The organism is Owariibacterium komagatae, from assembly GCF_045865535.1.
GTDB classification, from domain to species: Bacteria; Bacillota; Clostridia; order Oscillospirales; family Ruminococcaceae; genus Ruthenibacterium; species Ruthenibacterium komagatae.
On record NZ_AP031406.1, the window covers coordinates 1,144,787 to 1,159,789 of the forward strand.

Consider the following 15,003-nt stretch of genomic DNA (forward strand, 5'->3'; position numbering starts at 1 on the left):
TTTTGTAACACGCCCTGCGGACTTTCACATCGACGCACGGCTGGATTCCCGCTTCAGAATCTCGTCGATCATGCAGTCGACCATAATGAGCATGCGAAGCACATGGAAGGGTCCTTTAAACGTAGACCCCTTGCAGGGAGGCATGGTCGGCTTTCCATCACGGCGCAGATAGCCGTACCACTCGCCATACTGCGGATCGCAAAATACACGTTTGCAGTAATTCAGCGTTTTATCAAAAATCTTCAAATACTTTTCATCACCCAAATCACGGTACAGCATCATTGCCGCAATCATCAACTCGTTCTGCGGCCACCACAACTTCATGTCATGCTCATATGCCTCCGGAGGCATTCCCATGCAATCGATAAAGTAAAGCAGACCTTCATATTCTTTGTCCCAACCGTGTTCAAACGCCTGATCGAATATATTCTGCGCTTTTGCATGCAGCATCTCACTGCCCAGATAATTTGCCTCTTCCAACATAAACCATGCACATTCAATATCATGCCCCGGGTCCACCATACGCCCTGCAGTGCATTCAGACTGCACCTCTCCGTCCAAGCCTACTGTTTCCAACAGACACCCCAGCTCCGGTTTATAGTGATACGTGAGGATTTCTTTGCAGCACTCTTCGGCACGCTGGTCATACAAAGCTTTGTTCTCCGGATCACAGCGGCGCATGATGGATGTAATGTTCAGATAAATCATGGGATCGGCCAATGACCGTCCACTTCGGGTCGTCGGGATCGTCTTGGGGCCCAGGCCGGTGGGATCCTGAATCAATCTGTGGTTCAGCTGATAAATCAGTTCATACGCAGCACGGGCGCGTTCAATGTACTGCTTGTCATTTGTCAGGCCAAAATATTCCGCATTCGCCATGCAGTAAAAGCCCTCGCTGAAACAATAACGGCGCTGCCGAAGCGGCCTTCCATCTGCCGTTACGGTAAAATACATTCGGTTGCCTGCCTCCCGATTGATGCAGTATTTTTCCATAAAATCCAGGCAGCTTTGGGCGGCTTCCATCCACTCCTGCTTTTTTCCATACACATGGCATAAATAGGAAAAGATCCAGCCGCAACGCCCCTGCATCCACACACTCTTATCGGTGGAATAAATTTTTCCTTCTCGATCAAGGCAGGTGTAAACACCGCCGTTTACAGGATCCATCCCGTTTTTCAGCCAAAAATCCACGGCACGCCGCAGCTCATCTTTGGCCCAGCTTTGATATTCTTTCAGCTGTTCTACCTGCTTCTCCATTTTAAAAACCCTCTTTCTTCGCAACCCTGAACAATGTACCGGGCAATGTCCGGCGGGAAGTACAGTAAGCTTCCGCCGGGAACGACTGCACCAGGCAAGCGCGCGTCAAACGCACAATATTACATATTTTTTGCCAGTTCTAAAACCTGTTTGCGGAACGGGCAGCTGTCTGCCGTTCCAAAACGGGTTACACTGATTCCTGAGGCAATCACCGCATACTGCACCGCAGCGGCAAGATCTGCGCCCAGCACAAGTTCTGCTGCCAGCGAACCGTTGAACACATCCCCTGCACCCACCGTATCCACTGCGGAACCCGCACAAAAGGCACTCACCCTGCGGCAGCCATTCTCGTCCGCAAGCAGCACGCCACTTTTGCCTAACGTGACAACAGCCCGCGGCGCTCCTGCGTGCGAGAGGCCTTTCCAAAGCTCCTCGTCTGTTACGTCTTGATCCGGGGAGAAGCCCGCGATACATTTTGCCTCTTCTTCATTGGGTGTAATTACAAAACACTGGCGCAGCAGTTCCGGTGAAAATTCACCGGCGGGAGCAGGATTGAAAATCACCCCGGCACCGATCTGCGAGGCCAGCCGGAATGCCGCTTCCAAACATGCAGCGGAGAGTTCATTTTGCAACAGAAGATACCTGCATCCCTGCATATGCATTTTCGATTCTTCCGACAGGATCTCCTCGGGCAGAAGCTGCTGTGAAGCGCCGGGGAAAACCTGAACAAAATTTTCTCCGTTTTCCTGGGTAGAAACTGCGGCAAAAGCAGTGGGAACAGCCTTTTGCTGCAACAGAACATCGATCGATTCCTTTTCCAGATGTCTTTTGCATTCCTCTGCGTATGCATCCTGACCGACCGCCGCAAGGAACACCACCAAAGCACCGGCACGGGCACAGGCCACCGCCTGATTATGCCCCTTTCCGCCCGGCTCATAAGAAAGCCGACGACTAATCACAGTCTCTCCCGGTCGGGGCAATGCATGCAGCTGAAAAAAAGCCGTCTGCCCCGTGAGTCCAATGACTCCTACCTTGGCCACATTCTTGGTTTCCATGGCTCTCACCTCACAGAAAGCGAATTCGGGAACGATAGCGCTCAATCAGATCCATATTCTTTTCCATTCCGCCTTGCACATTTCCGCTCACATATACAGGCGGTTCCACGCCCTTTTCCCAGAGCATCTGAGAAGCCTGCACCACAATCGCCTGCATGATCGTGCAGGCAGAGATCGTCGAAATCGGCCCCACATGAATTCCGCTTGTTCCAATTTCCACTGCCGCATCGCCATGACAGACGCCATTGTCCAATACGATATCGGCAAAATCGCTCAGTTTCTTTCCGGATGGGTGACGGGAAGTGTCCTGCGCATATGCTTGTGACACAACAGTCACAACAGTTATCCCTTTTTCCTGTGCGCACCTGGCCATCTCGATGGGCACTGAATTGATACCTGAAGTGGAGACCACAAAAAGGATATCGCGCTGCGTAATGGGGAACCGCTTAAACAAAGGGTCCGCCAGCCCGCACATCCGTTCCAGGCAGCTGCTTTTTACCGCTCCATCGTGGAGCATGAGCGCCGAATCCAAAATCGGGTAAACAGGTGCAAGACCACCCGCCCGATAAAACAAGTCTTCCGCAACAATATGCGAATGACCGCAGCCAAACAGATAAATCAGTCCATCGGCAGCAAGGGTGTCTGCCACAAGTGCCGCTGTTTTCTGCAGCTTCTCTGCCTGATCGCCAATCGCATGATCCAGCACCTGAAGAACCTTATGATAATATTCCTGATAAAGCATATTGATCTCCCAAAACATCCGAATTTCAATTGGAGTGTTTACAATTTCACCGGCTGCCCTGTACGAATGCTGTTATAACAAGCCAACATGGCGCGAATGGTGTTCTGGTGCCATTTCAGATTGATAGTTGGCTCCTTGTGATTTTCAATGCAGTCCACAAATTCATCGATCAAGCCGACCCACTCGTCAAAATAAGTATACTGAACAAGATAGCGGTCATCCGGTCCGGCATTGTGATAAATGTTCGGGCCAAACAAATCGGCCGAAAGCACTCCCTGATCGCCAACCAAGGTCATGTCGACCTGCATACGCTTGGGGAACACTTCCCAGCCGGGCCCCGGAACAGGAATGCGTTCTTCCATACGCGACCAAGAAGGATCCAGCGAGAAAGTCACGCCGTTTTTCATCCGGCCGATCACGGAAAGCATGTCCTCTTCTTCCAGATCCGGGCGCAGATTCGGCGCCACCTGTGCATAAATGGTATCAAACTCACTGTGCGTGACCCAGCGAATCATATCAAAAATGTGCGGATGATCGCACAGGGCGCCGCCGCAGAAACGATCGTCGCCGTCACGCAAGGGCACGCGCTTACCAAAGCTCTGCGCCGGATCGCCCTGCCAGGGGAAAGCCCACACCGGGGAAAGCGTGATATTTGTTGCTGTAAAACTGAGAAGTGTTCCAATGGAATTTTGTGATTCCAGATCCTTGATGCGCTGCATGACCGGATTGTAATGCAGTTCCAGCTCCACCTGGCAGACGATTCCCGCCTGCTCCACCAAACGAATCATTTCATCGTATTCCGCCATATCGAAGGTGGGAATTTTCATGGAAAGAATATGAATACCGCGTTCCGCGCACAGGCGCATCTGACGAAGGTGGTCGCAATTGGGCGAAGCCAAAATGGCTGCCTGAATTTCCGGGTGCTTGTCAAACAGTTCTTCATCGCTGTCATACACCGGCACACCCGGGACCGTCTTCTTAAACAGTTCCTTTGTATTCAAATCGGCCGCACTGGCCGCCACAAACTCCAGTTTGGGATTCTCCCGCAGAACCTCGTAGTACTTCCGCGTGTGGCCGTGGTTCAGCGAAAGTAAAGCAATTTTAATTGGCTGATCCATAGTTAACCTTCCTTTCCGTTCACATCGCAAGGCAGTGCGCCTGCTCTGCAGAACGATAAACCAACTTTTCCAGCTCTTTCAGCTGCGCGAAAGCATTTCTGCGCTCTTCCTGCTGGGAATCGCGCAGCACCACAAAGGCCTCCCGGACCAGACTGACTTCTTCCGGCATCAATCCGTAAAGTTCGAAATCCAGATCGTTGAACTCCTGTCTGCCTTGGGAAGTAAACACATAAAGAGAAGACTGCGGCAACTGTGTGTCTACCACACGATCGCAAATCACTCCGCGCCGGGTATTGATTTCATGCCGGTCGATCATCGGCTGACCGCCCTCCAGTGCACAGGCGAGCTCAATGGTGCAAACCGCCTGACTTTCCAGCGTTACAATGATGTTCCATGCCGTTCCGCCGCTGAATGCGCAGACAGATTTTACCGTGCTGTCCATCAACCACTGGCACAGGTCCAGTTCACGCAACAGTTCCGCAGCCAGCGGCCGGTTTCGCTCCACCAGCCGCTGGCTGCGGAGAACCGTGGGCACTCCTGCCCGTCCGCTGTTTTTCAAGGCATGCATCTCGGTAAAGCGGCGCTCCTGCCGCCAGGGCAGCAACGGAATCTCCCCGTCCTGTTCTTCCAGGTAGAAAATCCCGTCGCGCTGCATCAGTTTCGGGCGAGAAGAAGCCTCCACCCCATATTTCCGCATGAGCAGCTGCAGTTTTTCCTCGCATTGCTGCAGATTCATAAAAACTCACTCCTGTTCTACTGAGAAAAAAATGATCTCTGATGATTTCCGTAACGCTCAAAGGGCCGGTATTCTTGGCGAAAAGCGCGCTAAAAGCCGTTCATTCTGCTGTGTTCCCCGCGGGGTATTGGCGTTGTTCCATATAGGCGGTTCTATTCCCCGTTCCAGACAGATATCGATCGCTTCCAGTTCCATGATTCGGCACAAAGCAAAGGTGCCGATTCCCGAAACGGGCCCTACCGGAGTTTTCAGCGCCGGCTTGTTGAGAACTGCGTCCGCAACCGTGTTTCCATCGTCGACGAAAATGTCCGCGACATCCCTTAAATTTTTTCCGCTCTCATGGCGTATCACCGCACCTTGCGGCGTCTCGTCCTGCCAATGGGAACTGGCAATCCCAATGACATTCGCGCCCAATTCTTTTGCTTTAAGTGCTGCATCGATGCAACTCGCATTCACGCCGATCGTATGGATCACAAGCAGAACGTCATCTTTTCCGAGTCCGGATGCCTCGATCAACGAACCGCCAAGACCTTTGCATCTCTCCAGCGCAAGAAAGGTTCGCGCGCAGCTTAAAGCGCTGAGGCCATGCTCGCAAATCGGATAAATATTTGCCAGACCGCCCACACGAAAGAACATTTCTCCCACTGCCAAAGAAGTATGCCCGCCCGCGCCAAATACGTAAATCAGCCGATCACGGCAGATCGCATCTGCCAACAGGCCCGCTGCCTGCCGAATCGGCTCCTTTTCCGTCTGTGCGATCCAATTGATGCGTTCACATACTTTTTGGACATATTCCTGCTGAAGCATAGAACTCTCCTTGTCCGCAGCTTTTATCGAGCCGCCCCCGACCTGCTCATGACGCGCCGGTAATTCTCTCCGATATGGTCCCACAGCTGCAGCGGGTCCGGCGCGGCTACCGAGGTTCCGTAACCGCCGCGGTAAGTCCAGGTGGACAGGCGGTCCACTCCCAGATTTTCGTAAAGGTCCACGATTCGGTCAATTTGTTTCCAGTCTTCCGGGCGCTTGTTATAGCCCATCAGCCAGCGTTCGGATTCTTTCCCATACTTGCGGGCCATTGCCACGGTTCTTTCCGTCACATCCCTGAAAAAGCTTTCCGGCAATTCCCAATTGATAATGGTGCTTGCAAAAACATCAAAATAGGGGCACGCCGCCACCATGTCCCAATTGTCGTAGCCACGCTGCTCGGTAACATAATAAGTATTGATAGTCGCGTGTACGCAGCAGGTGATTTCCAGATCGGGGTTGTACTCTTTCAGCGCCTTGCTTGTTTCCGACAGAGTAGTCAATGCTTCTCTCCAGCGGAACTGCTTCACATCGCTGTTCATGATGCGCGGCATTTCGTATCCGTAATAGCGCTTAAATTTTTCCATGCATTCCGGGCAACGGCAGGCCCAGTCATCTCCCGCTCCACCTGTAATGGAGGCATAGCTTTTCGGCAGTGCATAATGCGGTTCATCCCAGAAGAAACCATCCACACTTGTGTTTTTTGCAAGCTTCAGGCAAAGGTCTTTGAAATAATCCCGGAACGAATTGGTATTAAAGCATACATTGGGTAAAACTTCCCCTGTAAAAGCCGAAACCTGCCGGTGATGGATATTGTTCTGCAAAAACAGGCTGACCGGTTCTCCGCCAAAATACTTGCCGATTCCCCAGAGATCGGCAAGCACTCTCAAACCGACTTTGTGGGCACACTGAACGATGGATTCAATGTTGGGAAACCAGAAATCCATATCAAATTCGGTAATCGCCAAAATCACGGTGTCACAGCCATGCTGCACCATTTCTTCAAAATCCTGCTCTGCATGCTCGGCATAGTTGAGGCCGTAATAACTTACGCCGGTATGTTTAATTGCCATCCTTCTTTCCTTCTTTCATTTATTTTTCTGTAGAATGCGGATTGCTTTTTTTCGACAGTGCCGTGCTTTCTCTTGTAATCAATGTGGGCTCCACATAATAATTGTCGCAAACATGTACGCCTGTTTCGGCTTCTTTCAAAAGCTGATCCAGCGCAATTTCCACCATGGTAGGAATGCGATAGCGTACCGTTGTGAGCGGCGGAACAATGCATGTCGTCATTGGCAGGTCGTCAAATCCGACAATGCCCACATCTTCGGGGATCCTCATGTTCAGCTGCCTGCAAACTTTGTACAGTTCCACGGCAATCTGATCATGATAACAAAATGCGGCAACCGGTTTCGGTGCACGCTTCAGCAGTTCCGCCAGCCGCTCATGCCCGGCCGACAGATCTGCCGGCATTTGGAAAATGTTTTCGGTATCCAGCGTATAGCCTTCTCGCTGCAGGCTGGTGGAAAAGCCCAAATAACGATCATCTTCCAAAAGATTGATCTGCTCTGTTCCCAGGTACAAGAAATTCCGGAACCCCTCCTTCAACAGATGCCGAACGATTTTATCCATCGCAGGAAAACTGTTAATCTGCACAGAAGAACGGTTGCTTCCATCAATCGCATGTGACAGCAGCATGCAGGGAATGGGATAGTCGTAGAAAAACTTTTTATTTTCAGATGAAACACACGGAGCAAGCAACACACCTGTCACCCCGTACTGCTGCATCAGCTTCATGCACCGGCGTTCCTGCGCACAGGAATAATTGGTGTCCATCACAACCACCTGATAGTCTCTCTTTTCAGCCATGAGCCGAATCGTTCTGGCCACCGCAGCATAAAATTCGTTGCTGATATTGGGAAGCAGTACGCCAATCACATGCGTCCGCTCTTCCAAGTGCTGTTCATGTTTGGCATAGTCCAAAAAGTACTTTTTACCGCACAACTTAATGTATCCTTCGTCCCGAAGTGAAACCATGATGTGCTGCGCAGTCACGACCGAAACAGAATATCGTTTTGCCAATTCCCGCGTGGTCAAAAATGGAGCACCCGACTCGCCGTACACCTTTTTTAAAATCTCTGTCTGAATGGTGTACTGAACCTGTGCCGTGCGAGACATGTTTTTTAAAATCATATTTTCTTCTATGTTCATAATCCGTTTTCTCCTTTGATACACAGCGTCATCTGTTATGTATATGAGGATCAGGAAATCACAACATCCTGTTTCATTGACCTGTCATATTTTTTAAGCATCTATTATTCCATACTGTCCGCAAGTGCGCTCAGGCAATGTGCCGCCTTTTTCAGCGTCTCACGGTGAAGCGGTTGAAACACCGGTTCCATCTCCCGCAAAGGCTTTTTCAGATAATTCTGAAAAGCCGTTTTCCCGGCTGCCATCAACTCAGCATCGTTCGCCGGACATCCTGCCGATGCGCTTTTTTTGAGCCACGCAAAGAACAGCTGATTTTCGGGGATGCAGAGCCACCGCATAAACTCGCTGGCATATCCGCGGCTGTAGCTGTTTGCCAGATTCTTTTTGAATGAAATTTCAAACCGGTCGTTGACCGGACATTCCGCACGCAGAAGTTCCAGAGATCTGCTTTGCGAATAATCCGGATGCGTATCCAAAACATCACACAAAAAGTTCAGCAACTGTTGATAGGACTCACTCAGTTCCTCGTTCCATTCTCCACGGGCCGCGTGACAGATGATCCAAAGCAACATGGCGTTGGCCGTTCTTCCCAACGCTGTTCGAGCAATGTCCACGCTGTCGCGCCGATGAAACGCGGTTCTGTCAAACTCCGCCTGTGCCAAGGCATCCAAAACCTTTGCCGTTTGCGCCAGCAGCCGGGGCAGCTGTTTTGCCTCTTTTTCCAAATTGGCAAGGACCTGCGGTGTCCAACGGCGCAGCCTTTCACATCCCAGCACATCAAAGAAATATTCCTGATGGATATCTTCAATAGCCTCTTCCCGGTTCAGTGTCCAAACCCGAAGCGGCAGCATCGGCCATAAAGCGATCCATGCCGGGTACAAATCCATTGTCTGGCCATAACGGCTGCGGCAAAAATTCTCCAAGAAGGTGTCATCGTCCACTTTCGACCAGGCGCTGCGCGAAAAGAATTCCAACATCAGCGTATCGGAATGGGACAATTCCGGCCAGAATACGAGCCCCTGACACATAAAGTCATTTCTGGCCTCATCCAGTCTCCACGACAGCTCCTGATAATTGCCTCGTATATCACTGCACGGTTCAAATGCGTGGAAAATACCGAAGATCCATGGATATTTTTGATAAAAGCCCCATGTTTTGTAATTGTTTTCCGCATCGCAGGAATCCGCTGTGTAATCGAAAGCAATGTGCCGTTTCGGGTCCAGTGTTTTCAACAGCTCCCTGACTTCATCCGGATACCAGTTCATCACAAAATCCCAGCTTGCAATCAAAACCGGCGCCCCTGGCCACTCTCGTTCAACCCGTGACAAAATGCGCTCATACGCCATTTTCTTAAAGCGCATATTCACGTCCCGGTCCGCAGAACACATTCTTTCCGCCAAACCGATGGTATGAAACAGCCGCGGCTGCCCGTATTGTTCAACGTGCGTCCTGGTCAGTTGAAAATAACGGTCCATATTTTCGTCTTCACGAATATCCCAGACGCGCCCGGTTGGCTGGTTGTAAACATTCGATATCTGCGGAATAAACTGCGGATTTGTTTTCTCCAAAAACGAAACCGGCGTTCTGCTGTACCAGTGCGTCATTGTGCCGCAGTCCTCCGGATGCAGCAGATCCCGTTCAAACGCATAGTTCAAAACCTGACGGCGCAGCCACCCGCGGTATTGCAGCGACCAAAAAAGTGTGCGGGCATCATAGCCCTCTCCCACTTCCGGAAGCTCCCCTTGCGCCGACGGATATTCCACCGTGTCGGGGAATGCCTTTTGGAACAAATCGTCAATGCCAATGCGCAGCATGAACATGTTCAACCGGCGCTTTACAAGCCAGTCAATTTCTTTTTTCCAGTCTTCCAACCCCCAATGTTCCGCTTGAAAACGATGCAGGCCCCGGTGTGCAAAGTAGCGGATTCCCCGCAAAGAAAAGTCCGGCTTTTCCAGCACATCCAGGTCCCCAATGGAAAGTTCCGTTCGGTGCAAAATCACATCGCCATCCCAAAAATAGCGGCATCCTGCCCGGCGCTCGAAAAAGTCATAAACCGCATACAGCGTGCTCCGTCCCCTGCCACCACGCAAAAAAAGCAGCGAACAGCCGTTCCGTTCCACAGAGGTCATTGCGTATCCGTCTGTTCCGGGTGCCACTCCGCTTTCCGGAAGCCATCCTTCCAAATAGGCATACCTTGATAACGCATTTACATCCGTATCGCCAATCACCACCATATCATCCTGCGGTTCTGCCGCGTTTGCCTTCTCGATCGGCAAGCATATTCCTGTGACGGAACGATACAGATCCTGAAAGATTTGAGCTGCAATTCTATACGCGCTCTCCGTTCCTTCCGGCATAATGATTTTCAGCATATTCATACCTCTGCTCTACTTTTCATTTCAAAATGCGTTTAAACATTCAAGGCCTGTGCGGAAAGTATTTTTGAAGAATTTTAACGTTTTAATGTCATTTTGTCACTATATATAGTTGTTTCGCCTCTTCAAAACACTATTCTACACCATTTATTATAATGTACGATAATGTTTTTTCAACAGTATTATGTTATTTTATAACAACAAGCAACTGCTTATATAACAGCATTTGGAGATGTTTTTCAATGAAAATTTATCGATATAATGTAAAATACACATCCAAAAATGTATTTTTACACAAATTCAAACACACTTAGATACGACAGGCAGAAATGCACTGGTTCCATGCATAGCAACCGCTGAATCGTCCGCTCTCATCCGTGACATAGGGCAGCTTTGGGCAGGAAAGTGTTTCAATCTGATCAATTTCCCCTCTTGCCAAACGCCGCATCTGCTCAGCAGCGGTCTCAAATCGCCCCGCCGCACCGGAGAGTCTCACATCAATGATTTCAAAGCCATATGGGCGATTTGTCTGTTCCCACAATTTCTGCCACACCGCTTTGCATTTTCTGTACAGCTCCGCAATGTGCTTCGCGGAGTCTGCGGCTTGTGCCGCCACCGGCGAATTCTTTTGGGCCGAAGGCGCAACAATTCTCCACGCACACCGGGCAGCAAGCAGTTCCGCAAGCACTTCATAAAAACGGTACAGCGCTTCAAAGCACGGTTCATCACTGTGGAAAGCGGCATACTGCTTTTGCAACGCATAATAATGGCCCGAAAAATCCCTACCGTTTATGTCCGCGTCAAACAAGGGCAACAGAGGATCCTCATACAGTAAAAACTTCGCGGCATTTACCGGATCATTGGTTTTCGGAAGCGTGCCGGGCAGATTGTTGAAATCCGACAAATGAGCAAAAGCATCCGCTTTTTCTCCGGTACATGCTTCAAACCGTGCGGCCAAATGGGCAAGGCAGTCGTTTTGAGAATAATCAAACTCCGCAAAAACCTGTAGCCCGTAAAGAGCCGTCAGAAGGTTTGTCTCTGCGCCGTCATCTCCCCAGGCGGTTGCAAATACTCTCCGAATGCCATACTCTGCGCATTTCTGAAGCGCCGGCAGGGTGACTCGAATCATTTTGTCCATGGCCGGTGCCGGTCCGATCCACGTCCAAACACCGCCGGCAAAAGCCAACGGGGAGTGAAATGCAGTGTGCAAACGAACAAAACGATCGTAAAAAGCCGGATCTTCGTGGTAGTAATCCCAATAAACAAGCGGGATCTCCTCATCGGCAGCATCGATGATGTTCTGCGGTATCTCGCCCGGCACATCGTAGTAAGAACCTGTTGTAGAGATGGTGCGGAAATACATATCGCTCCACATCATCGGCTTCAGAGAATACTTTTTGGCAATCTCATGCACACGGCTCAAATGCTGCTTCATCAGTTTTTCAGCCGGTGTAATGCCGTGTTTAAACCGATAATTTCCAAGCCCCAGCGTCCACGCTTCATCCATTCCAATATGGATGTTTTGGGTCTGAAAGGTTTCCGCGGCAAAGCGTAGCATCTGATCGATCAGCACATAGACCTTTTCTTCGCCAACCATTAAGATATCCGCCGTGTCCCGCAAATCAGAGTCGATTTGGGGCCAGTGAAGCGCACGTTCCAAATGGCCCAGCGTCTGTATGCAGGGAATCAGTTCTATGCCGAGGCTGGCGGCGTACTGATCCAAGTCACGAAGTTCCTGCTGCGTATATCTTCCACGAAGATAGCCAAAATAGGGATGCCCCGGAAGTTCATAGGTATCCTCCGTATACAGCATGGCCGTATCCAATCCCATCAAGGCCATCTTTCGCAGCATCAGCCGAAAGGTCTGCGGCGTTAATACCGCATTCCGCGAACAGTCCAGCATTGCACCATTGTGCTGAAATACCGGCTGCTGATTCATTTCAAAATCTTCCGCTTCTTTCAGGTAAGACAGGGCGCGGAAAAACTGCGCACGCTTTTGATAACGGACATTCAGGGTATGATTTTTTCCGCAAACCTCAAAATGCTCTCCCGGCTCGGCTGTAATGCGGACCCCTTCCTCACAAAGGCAGAACCCCTCGTGTTCCGCAATCTCATACAGGCCAGCTTTCAAATCCTCGGGAATACGCTCTGGAAAGATCTTCACCTGTTTCATTGACACCTTCTCCTTCCGTATTTCTAATGTTTGGCCTGTCTTAGGTCAAGGGATATTGCGGTGAGCGAGGCGTTTTGCCAACAGCACCGCACCGTAATCTGCTTCATGTTTCGGGGAGATCAGCACGAGCTGATCTTCTTCAGGATAACGTTCTCTCAAACAGTGTATCAGTGAATCGCGTACAGCCGCGTTCTTCTTCAGAACACTTCCTGAGAGCGCAAGCGCCGCGCGGCCATTCAAAAAAGAGATTGCCGGCAATGCCAGCTCAGCCAGCGAGGCTGCCGCATTCTGCACAATTTTCTGTGCAGCCTGATCCTGGTGCTGTAAAGCCCTGTCCAGCGAGACAGCCAGCGCAGCAATTTCCTTTTTGGTGCGTTTTTCATCGTACAGCCAGTCGATCAAAAAACTTACATCCGCAAGCTTCAAATGCTCCAGCACCAAATCCTGTAAAATGGTTGCAGGCGCCCTTCCATCCTGGGCCTTAACAACCGCCCGCAACATCTGTATGGAAAGATCATAACCGCTGCCGCCATCATCGATGAGGTGACCATTGCCGCCAATCTGCAACTGTTCACCGGTTTCCCTTTGAGCAAAACAGATGGAGCCGGTCCCCGCAATCAAAACAATTCCCGCGTTCCCATCCAGTGCACCGGCATGCGCAGTCACTGAATCTGCAACAATTTGAAGCGGACAGGTAAACCCGGCTTCACGCACTGCCTGTCTCAAAAAAGCAGCAGCAACTGAATTATTGACGCCCGCACTGCCGATACAAATGGCCTGACAGTCCGCCGCTGAACAGCTTCCCTGCGCACTGCGCAGCAGTTCACGCATATTGCGGTCCACCTGTGCTTTGACTGCCCCATTATAATTGGTTGTTCCGCCCTGAAACCGGCAGAGAATTTCACCTGTTTCACTGACGGTCAAGCCTTTTGCCGCGGTTCCGCCACCGTCGATTCCAATCACATACCTGCCCATTGTTTCGCCCTTTTCATAAATGTTTCAAAGCATCCTTTAAGACGCCATGATTTTTTTCCAGGCATCGTTGCGCTGTTTTCGGGTCCTTCCCCGACAAAATGCAGAAAATCGCTTGTTTTACATTTCCATTGGTCCTGTTCAGCCATGTTTCCGCATCAGGCTCCGACACGCCGGTAATTTCAGCAATCATACGAATCGAACGATGCACCAGTTTTTGATTGGTCACCTGCACATCTACCATTCGATTCCCATAGACCTTTCCCAGCCGGACCATAACGGCGGTCGTCAACATGTTCAATACCAGCTTCTGGGAAGTACCTGCTTTCATGCGCGTGGAACCACTGATCACTTCCGGACCACAGACCGGCGCAATACAGACGTCGCACTCCTGTTCAAACCCATTGTTCTGATTGTTGGTAAGCCCAACGGTACCGGCGCCGACTTTTCTCGCTGCTCTCAAAGCGCTGACCACATAGGCTGCACTTCCGCTGGCACTGATGCCAACTACCACGTCCCGTTCGGTCACACCCCGCTCCGAAATCAGTGCCGCGCCTTCCTGGGCATTGTCTTCGCATCCTTCGGACTCCCGGTACAGATCACCGCCTGCCACACAAGCCTGAACAAGCTGCGGATCAACTCCATACGTAGGGGGACATTCAAAGGCATCCAAAAAGCCCAGTCTTCCGGAAGTACCGGCCCCCACATAGAAAAGCCGGCCACCTTTCCGCATTGCCTGGTAAATCAAATCGACTGCTTTTGCGATCTGCGGAATCTGCTCCCGCACTGCAGGCGCTACTTTGCAGTCCTCCCGGTTGATCATATATAACATTTCTTCCGTAGAGCACTCGTCGATCCGAACGGTGTCCGGATTCACGCTTTCGGTAATCAACTGATTCAGGTCCGGCATGTCTACCTCCGCTATTTCGGTTTATCATTCTGCAGGCATCCCAGGTGCCTGCGTTTTTCCTCGGTCCGCAACCATTCTCAAACCGGTTGCACCGGATTATGGTTTCTCTTTTTGTTTGGGTGTCATAAAATCTCTGTAAATGCTCGGATCACTGTTGGGGATCACCCTTGCACCCACACTTTTTTCGTAAAACGGAATCGGCCCCACTCCACCTATGATGGCGTAAACATATCCCAGTTCATCTCGCATGGCCTCCATGCTTCGCAGCAGAAGTGCCTTTCCAATTCCCATGCCCCGATGGTCTTTCTCCACCGCAGTAGGGCCAAAGAAATCCGGCGCAGTCGCCTCATAGCAGGCAAAACCCACCAGTCGCTCCTGTTCGGTAGCGATAAAAAGGCTGACAGGTTTCCGCGCAAAGGAAGCTTCTGCTTCACCGACCGCACATTCACTGAAGGTTCTGCGGACGAAATCGCACACCAATTTCTTGTCCGGTGCCAGAGCGCGGCGTATTACAATTCCCTTGCTTTTCAATTCCTCATAAACCGGACGGGAATCCGGCAATGCTAATAAATCCACCAGCATATTCTGCATGGAAAACACCTCTTTCTTCGTTTTTCCCGGTCGCTGCGAGATGGTTTTGCGCGAACACA

13 protein-coding genes are annotated in these 15,003 nt (G+C 50.8%); all 13 read right to left on the reverse strand.

All coding sequences use genetic code 11. From position 1 onward, the window contains the following. Window positions 1-24: 24 nt before the first annotated feature. The 13 genes from ACKTS9_RS05760 to ACKTS9_RS05820 all read right to left on the reverse strand — a co-directional run bounded on the left by ACKTS9_RS05760 (window position 25) and on the right by ACKTS9_RS05820 (window position 14,944). The gene (locus ACKTS9_RS05760; RefSeq protein WP_349215532.1) at window positions 25-1,257 is read right to left on the reverse strand and encodes an AGE family epimerase/isomerase; all 1,233 of its coding nucleotides are present in this window, start codon (window positions 1,255-1,257) and stop codon (window positions 25-27) included. Between the two features lie 119 nt (window positions 1,258-1,376). Next, window positions 1,377-2,312, reverse strand: coding sequence for a ribokinase (locus ACKTS9_RS05765; RefSeq protein ID WP_349215530.1), 936 nt, complete (start codon window positions 2,310-2,312; stop codon window positions 1,377-1,379). A gap of 10 nt (window positions 2,313-2,322) precedes the next feature. Next, window positions 2,323-3,054 (reverse strand): SIS domain-containing protein, encoded by a 732-nt coding sequence (locus ACKTS9_RS05770; protein ID WP_349215528.1) that lies wholly within the window; start codon window positions 3,052-3,054, stop codon window positions 2,323-2,325. A gap of 38 nt (window positions 3,055-3,092) precedes the next feature. Further along, the gene (locus ACKTS9_RS05775; protein WP_349215527.1) at window positions 3,093-4,172 is read right to left on the reverse strand and encodes a Gfo/Idh/MocA family protein; all 1,080 of its coding nucleotides are present in this window, start codon (window positions 4,170-4,172) and stop codon (window positions 3,093-3,095) included. 19 nt (window positions 4,173-4,191) lie between these two features. Continuing rightward, the gene (locus ACKTS9_RS05780) at window positions 4,192-4,908 is read right to left on the reverse strand and encodes a hypothetical protein (RefSeq protein WP_349215526.1); all 717 of its coding nucleotides are present in this window, start codon (window positions 4,906-4,908) and stop codon (window positions 4,192-4,194) included. Between the two features lie 57 nt (window positions 4,909-4,965). Next, a complete protein-coding gene (locus ACKTS9_RS05785; protein WP_349215525.1) occupies window positions 4,966-5,715 on the reverse strand; it encodes a sugar isomerase domain-containing protein in 750 nt (249 codons plus the stop codon). A 23-nt stretch (window positions 5,716-5,738) separates the two neighbouring features. Then, window positions 5,739-6,785 carry a hypothetical protein gene (locus tag ACKTS9_RS05790; RefSeq protein ID WP_349215524.1) on the reverse strand — a complete coding sequence of 349 codons (1,047 nt, stop codon included), beginning with the start codon at window positions 6,783-6,785 and terminating at the stop codon, window positions 5,739-5,741. 19 nt (window positions 6,786-6,804) lie between these two features. After that, the gene (locus ACKTS9_RS05795; protein WP_349215522.1) at window positions 6,805-7,923 is read right to left on the reverse strand and encodes a substrate-binding domain-containing protein; all 1,119 of its coding nucleotides are present in this window, start codon (window positions 7,921-7,923) and stop codon (window positions 6,805-6,807) included. A gap of 104 nt (window positions 7,924-8,027) precedes the next feature. Further along, a complete protein-coding gene (locus ACKTS9_RS05800; RefSeq protein ID WP_349215520.1) occupies window positions 8,028-10,295 on the reverse strand; it encodes an alpha-N-acetylglucosaminidase TIM-barrel domain-containing protein in 2,268 nt (755 codons plus the stop codon). Window positions 10,296-10,608: 313 nt separating this feature from the next. Then, window positions 10,609-12,471, reverse strand: coding sequence for a beta-N-acetylhexosaminidase (locus ACKTS9_RS05805; RefSeq protein ID WP_349215519.1), 1,863 nt, complete (start codon window positions 12,469-12,471; stop codon window positions 10,609-10,611). A 45-nt stretch (window positions 12,472-12,516) separates the two neighbouring features. Further along, window positions 12,517-13,446, reverse strand: coding sequence for a BadF/BadG/BcrA/BcrD ATPase family protein (locus tag ACKTS9_RS05810; protein WP_349215517.1), 930 nt, complete (start codon window positions 13,444-13,446; stop codon window positions 12,517-12,519). A 13-nt stretch (window positions 13,447-13,459) separates the two neighbouring features. Continuing rightward, window positions 13,460-14,353 (reverse strand): N-acetylmuramic acid 6-phosphate etherase, encoded by an 894-nt coding sequence (gene murQ, locus ACKTS9_RS05815; protein ID WP_407879488.1) that lies wholly within the window; start codon window positions 14,351-14,353, stop codon window positions 13,460-13,462. Window positions 14,354-14,449: 96 nt separating this feature from the next. Continuing rightward, on the reverse strand, window positions 14,450-14,944 hold the full coding sequence (locus ACKTS9_RS05820) for a GNAT family N-acetyltransferase (RefSeq protein ID WP_407879491.1): 495 nt from the start codon (window positions 14,942-14,944) through the stop codon (window positions 14,450-14,452). Between the last annotated feature and the right edge of the window lie 59 nt (window positions 14,945-15,003).

Coding starts and splice junctions, on each gene's coding strand:
- murQ (WP_407879488.1), bottom strand. CDS start 14,353: ATGCCGGACCTGAATCAGTTGATTACCGAAAGCGTGAATCCGGACACC.
- ACKTS9_RS05760 (WP_349215532.1), bottom strand. CDS start 1,257: ATGGAGAAGCAGGTAGAACAGCTGAAAGAATATCAAAGCTGGGCCAAA.
- ACKTS9_RS05820 (WP_407879491.1), bottom strand. CDS start 14,944: ATGCAGAATATGCTGGTGGATTTATTAGCATTGCCGGATTCCCGTCCG.
- ACKTS9_RS05770 (WP_349215528.1), bottom strand. CDS start 3,054: ATGCTTTATCAGGAATATTATCATAAGGTTCTTCAGGTGCTGGATCAT.
- ACKTS9_RS05785 (WP_349215525.1), bottom strand. CDS start 5,715: ATGCTTCAGCAGGAATATGTCCAAAAAGTATGTGAACGCATCAATTGG.
- ACKTS9_RS05810 (WP_349215517.1), bottom strand. CDS start 13,446: ATGGGCAGGTATGTGATTGGAATCGACGGTGGCGGAACCGCGGCAAAA.
- ACKTS9_RS05800 (WP_349215520.1), bottom strand. CDS start 10,295: ATGCTGAAAATCATTATGCCGGAAGGAACGGAGAGCGCGTATAGAATT.
- ACKTS9_RS05765 (WP_349215530.1), bottom strand. CDS start 2,312: ATGGAAACCAAGAATGTGGCCAAGGTAGGAGTCATTGGACTCACGGGG.
- ACKTS9_RS05795 (WP_349215522.1), bottom strand. CDS start 7,923: ATGAACATAGAAGAAAATATGATTTTAAAAAACATGTCTCGCACGGCA.
- ACKTS9_RS05805 (WP_349215519.1), bottom strand. CDS start 12,471: ATGAAACAGGTGAAGATCTTTCCAGAGCGTATTCCCGAGGATTTGAAA.
- ACKTS9_RS05780 (WP_349215526.1), bottom strand. CDS start 4,908: ATGAATCTGCAGCAATGCGAGGAAAAACTGCAGCTGCTCATGCGGAAA.
- ACKTS9_RS05775 (WP_349215527.1), bottom strand. CDS start 4,172: ATGGATCAGCCAATTAAAATTGCTTTACTTTCGCTGAACCACGGCCAC.
- ACKTS9_RS05790 (WP_349215524.1), bottom strand. CDS start 6,785: ATGGCAATTAAACATACCGGCGTAAGTTATTACGGCCTCAACTATGCC.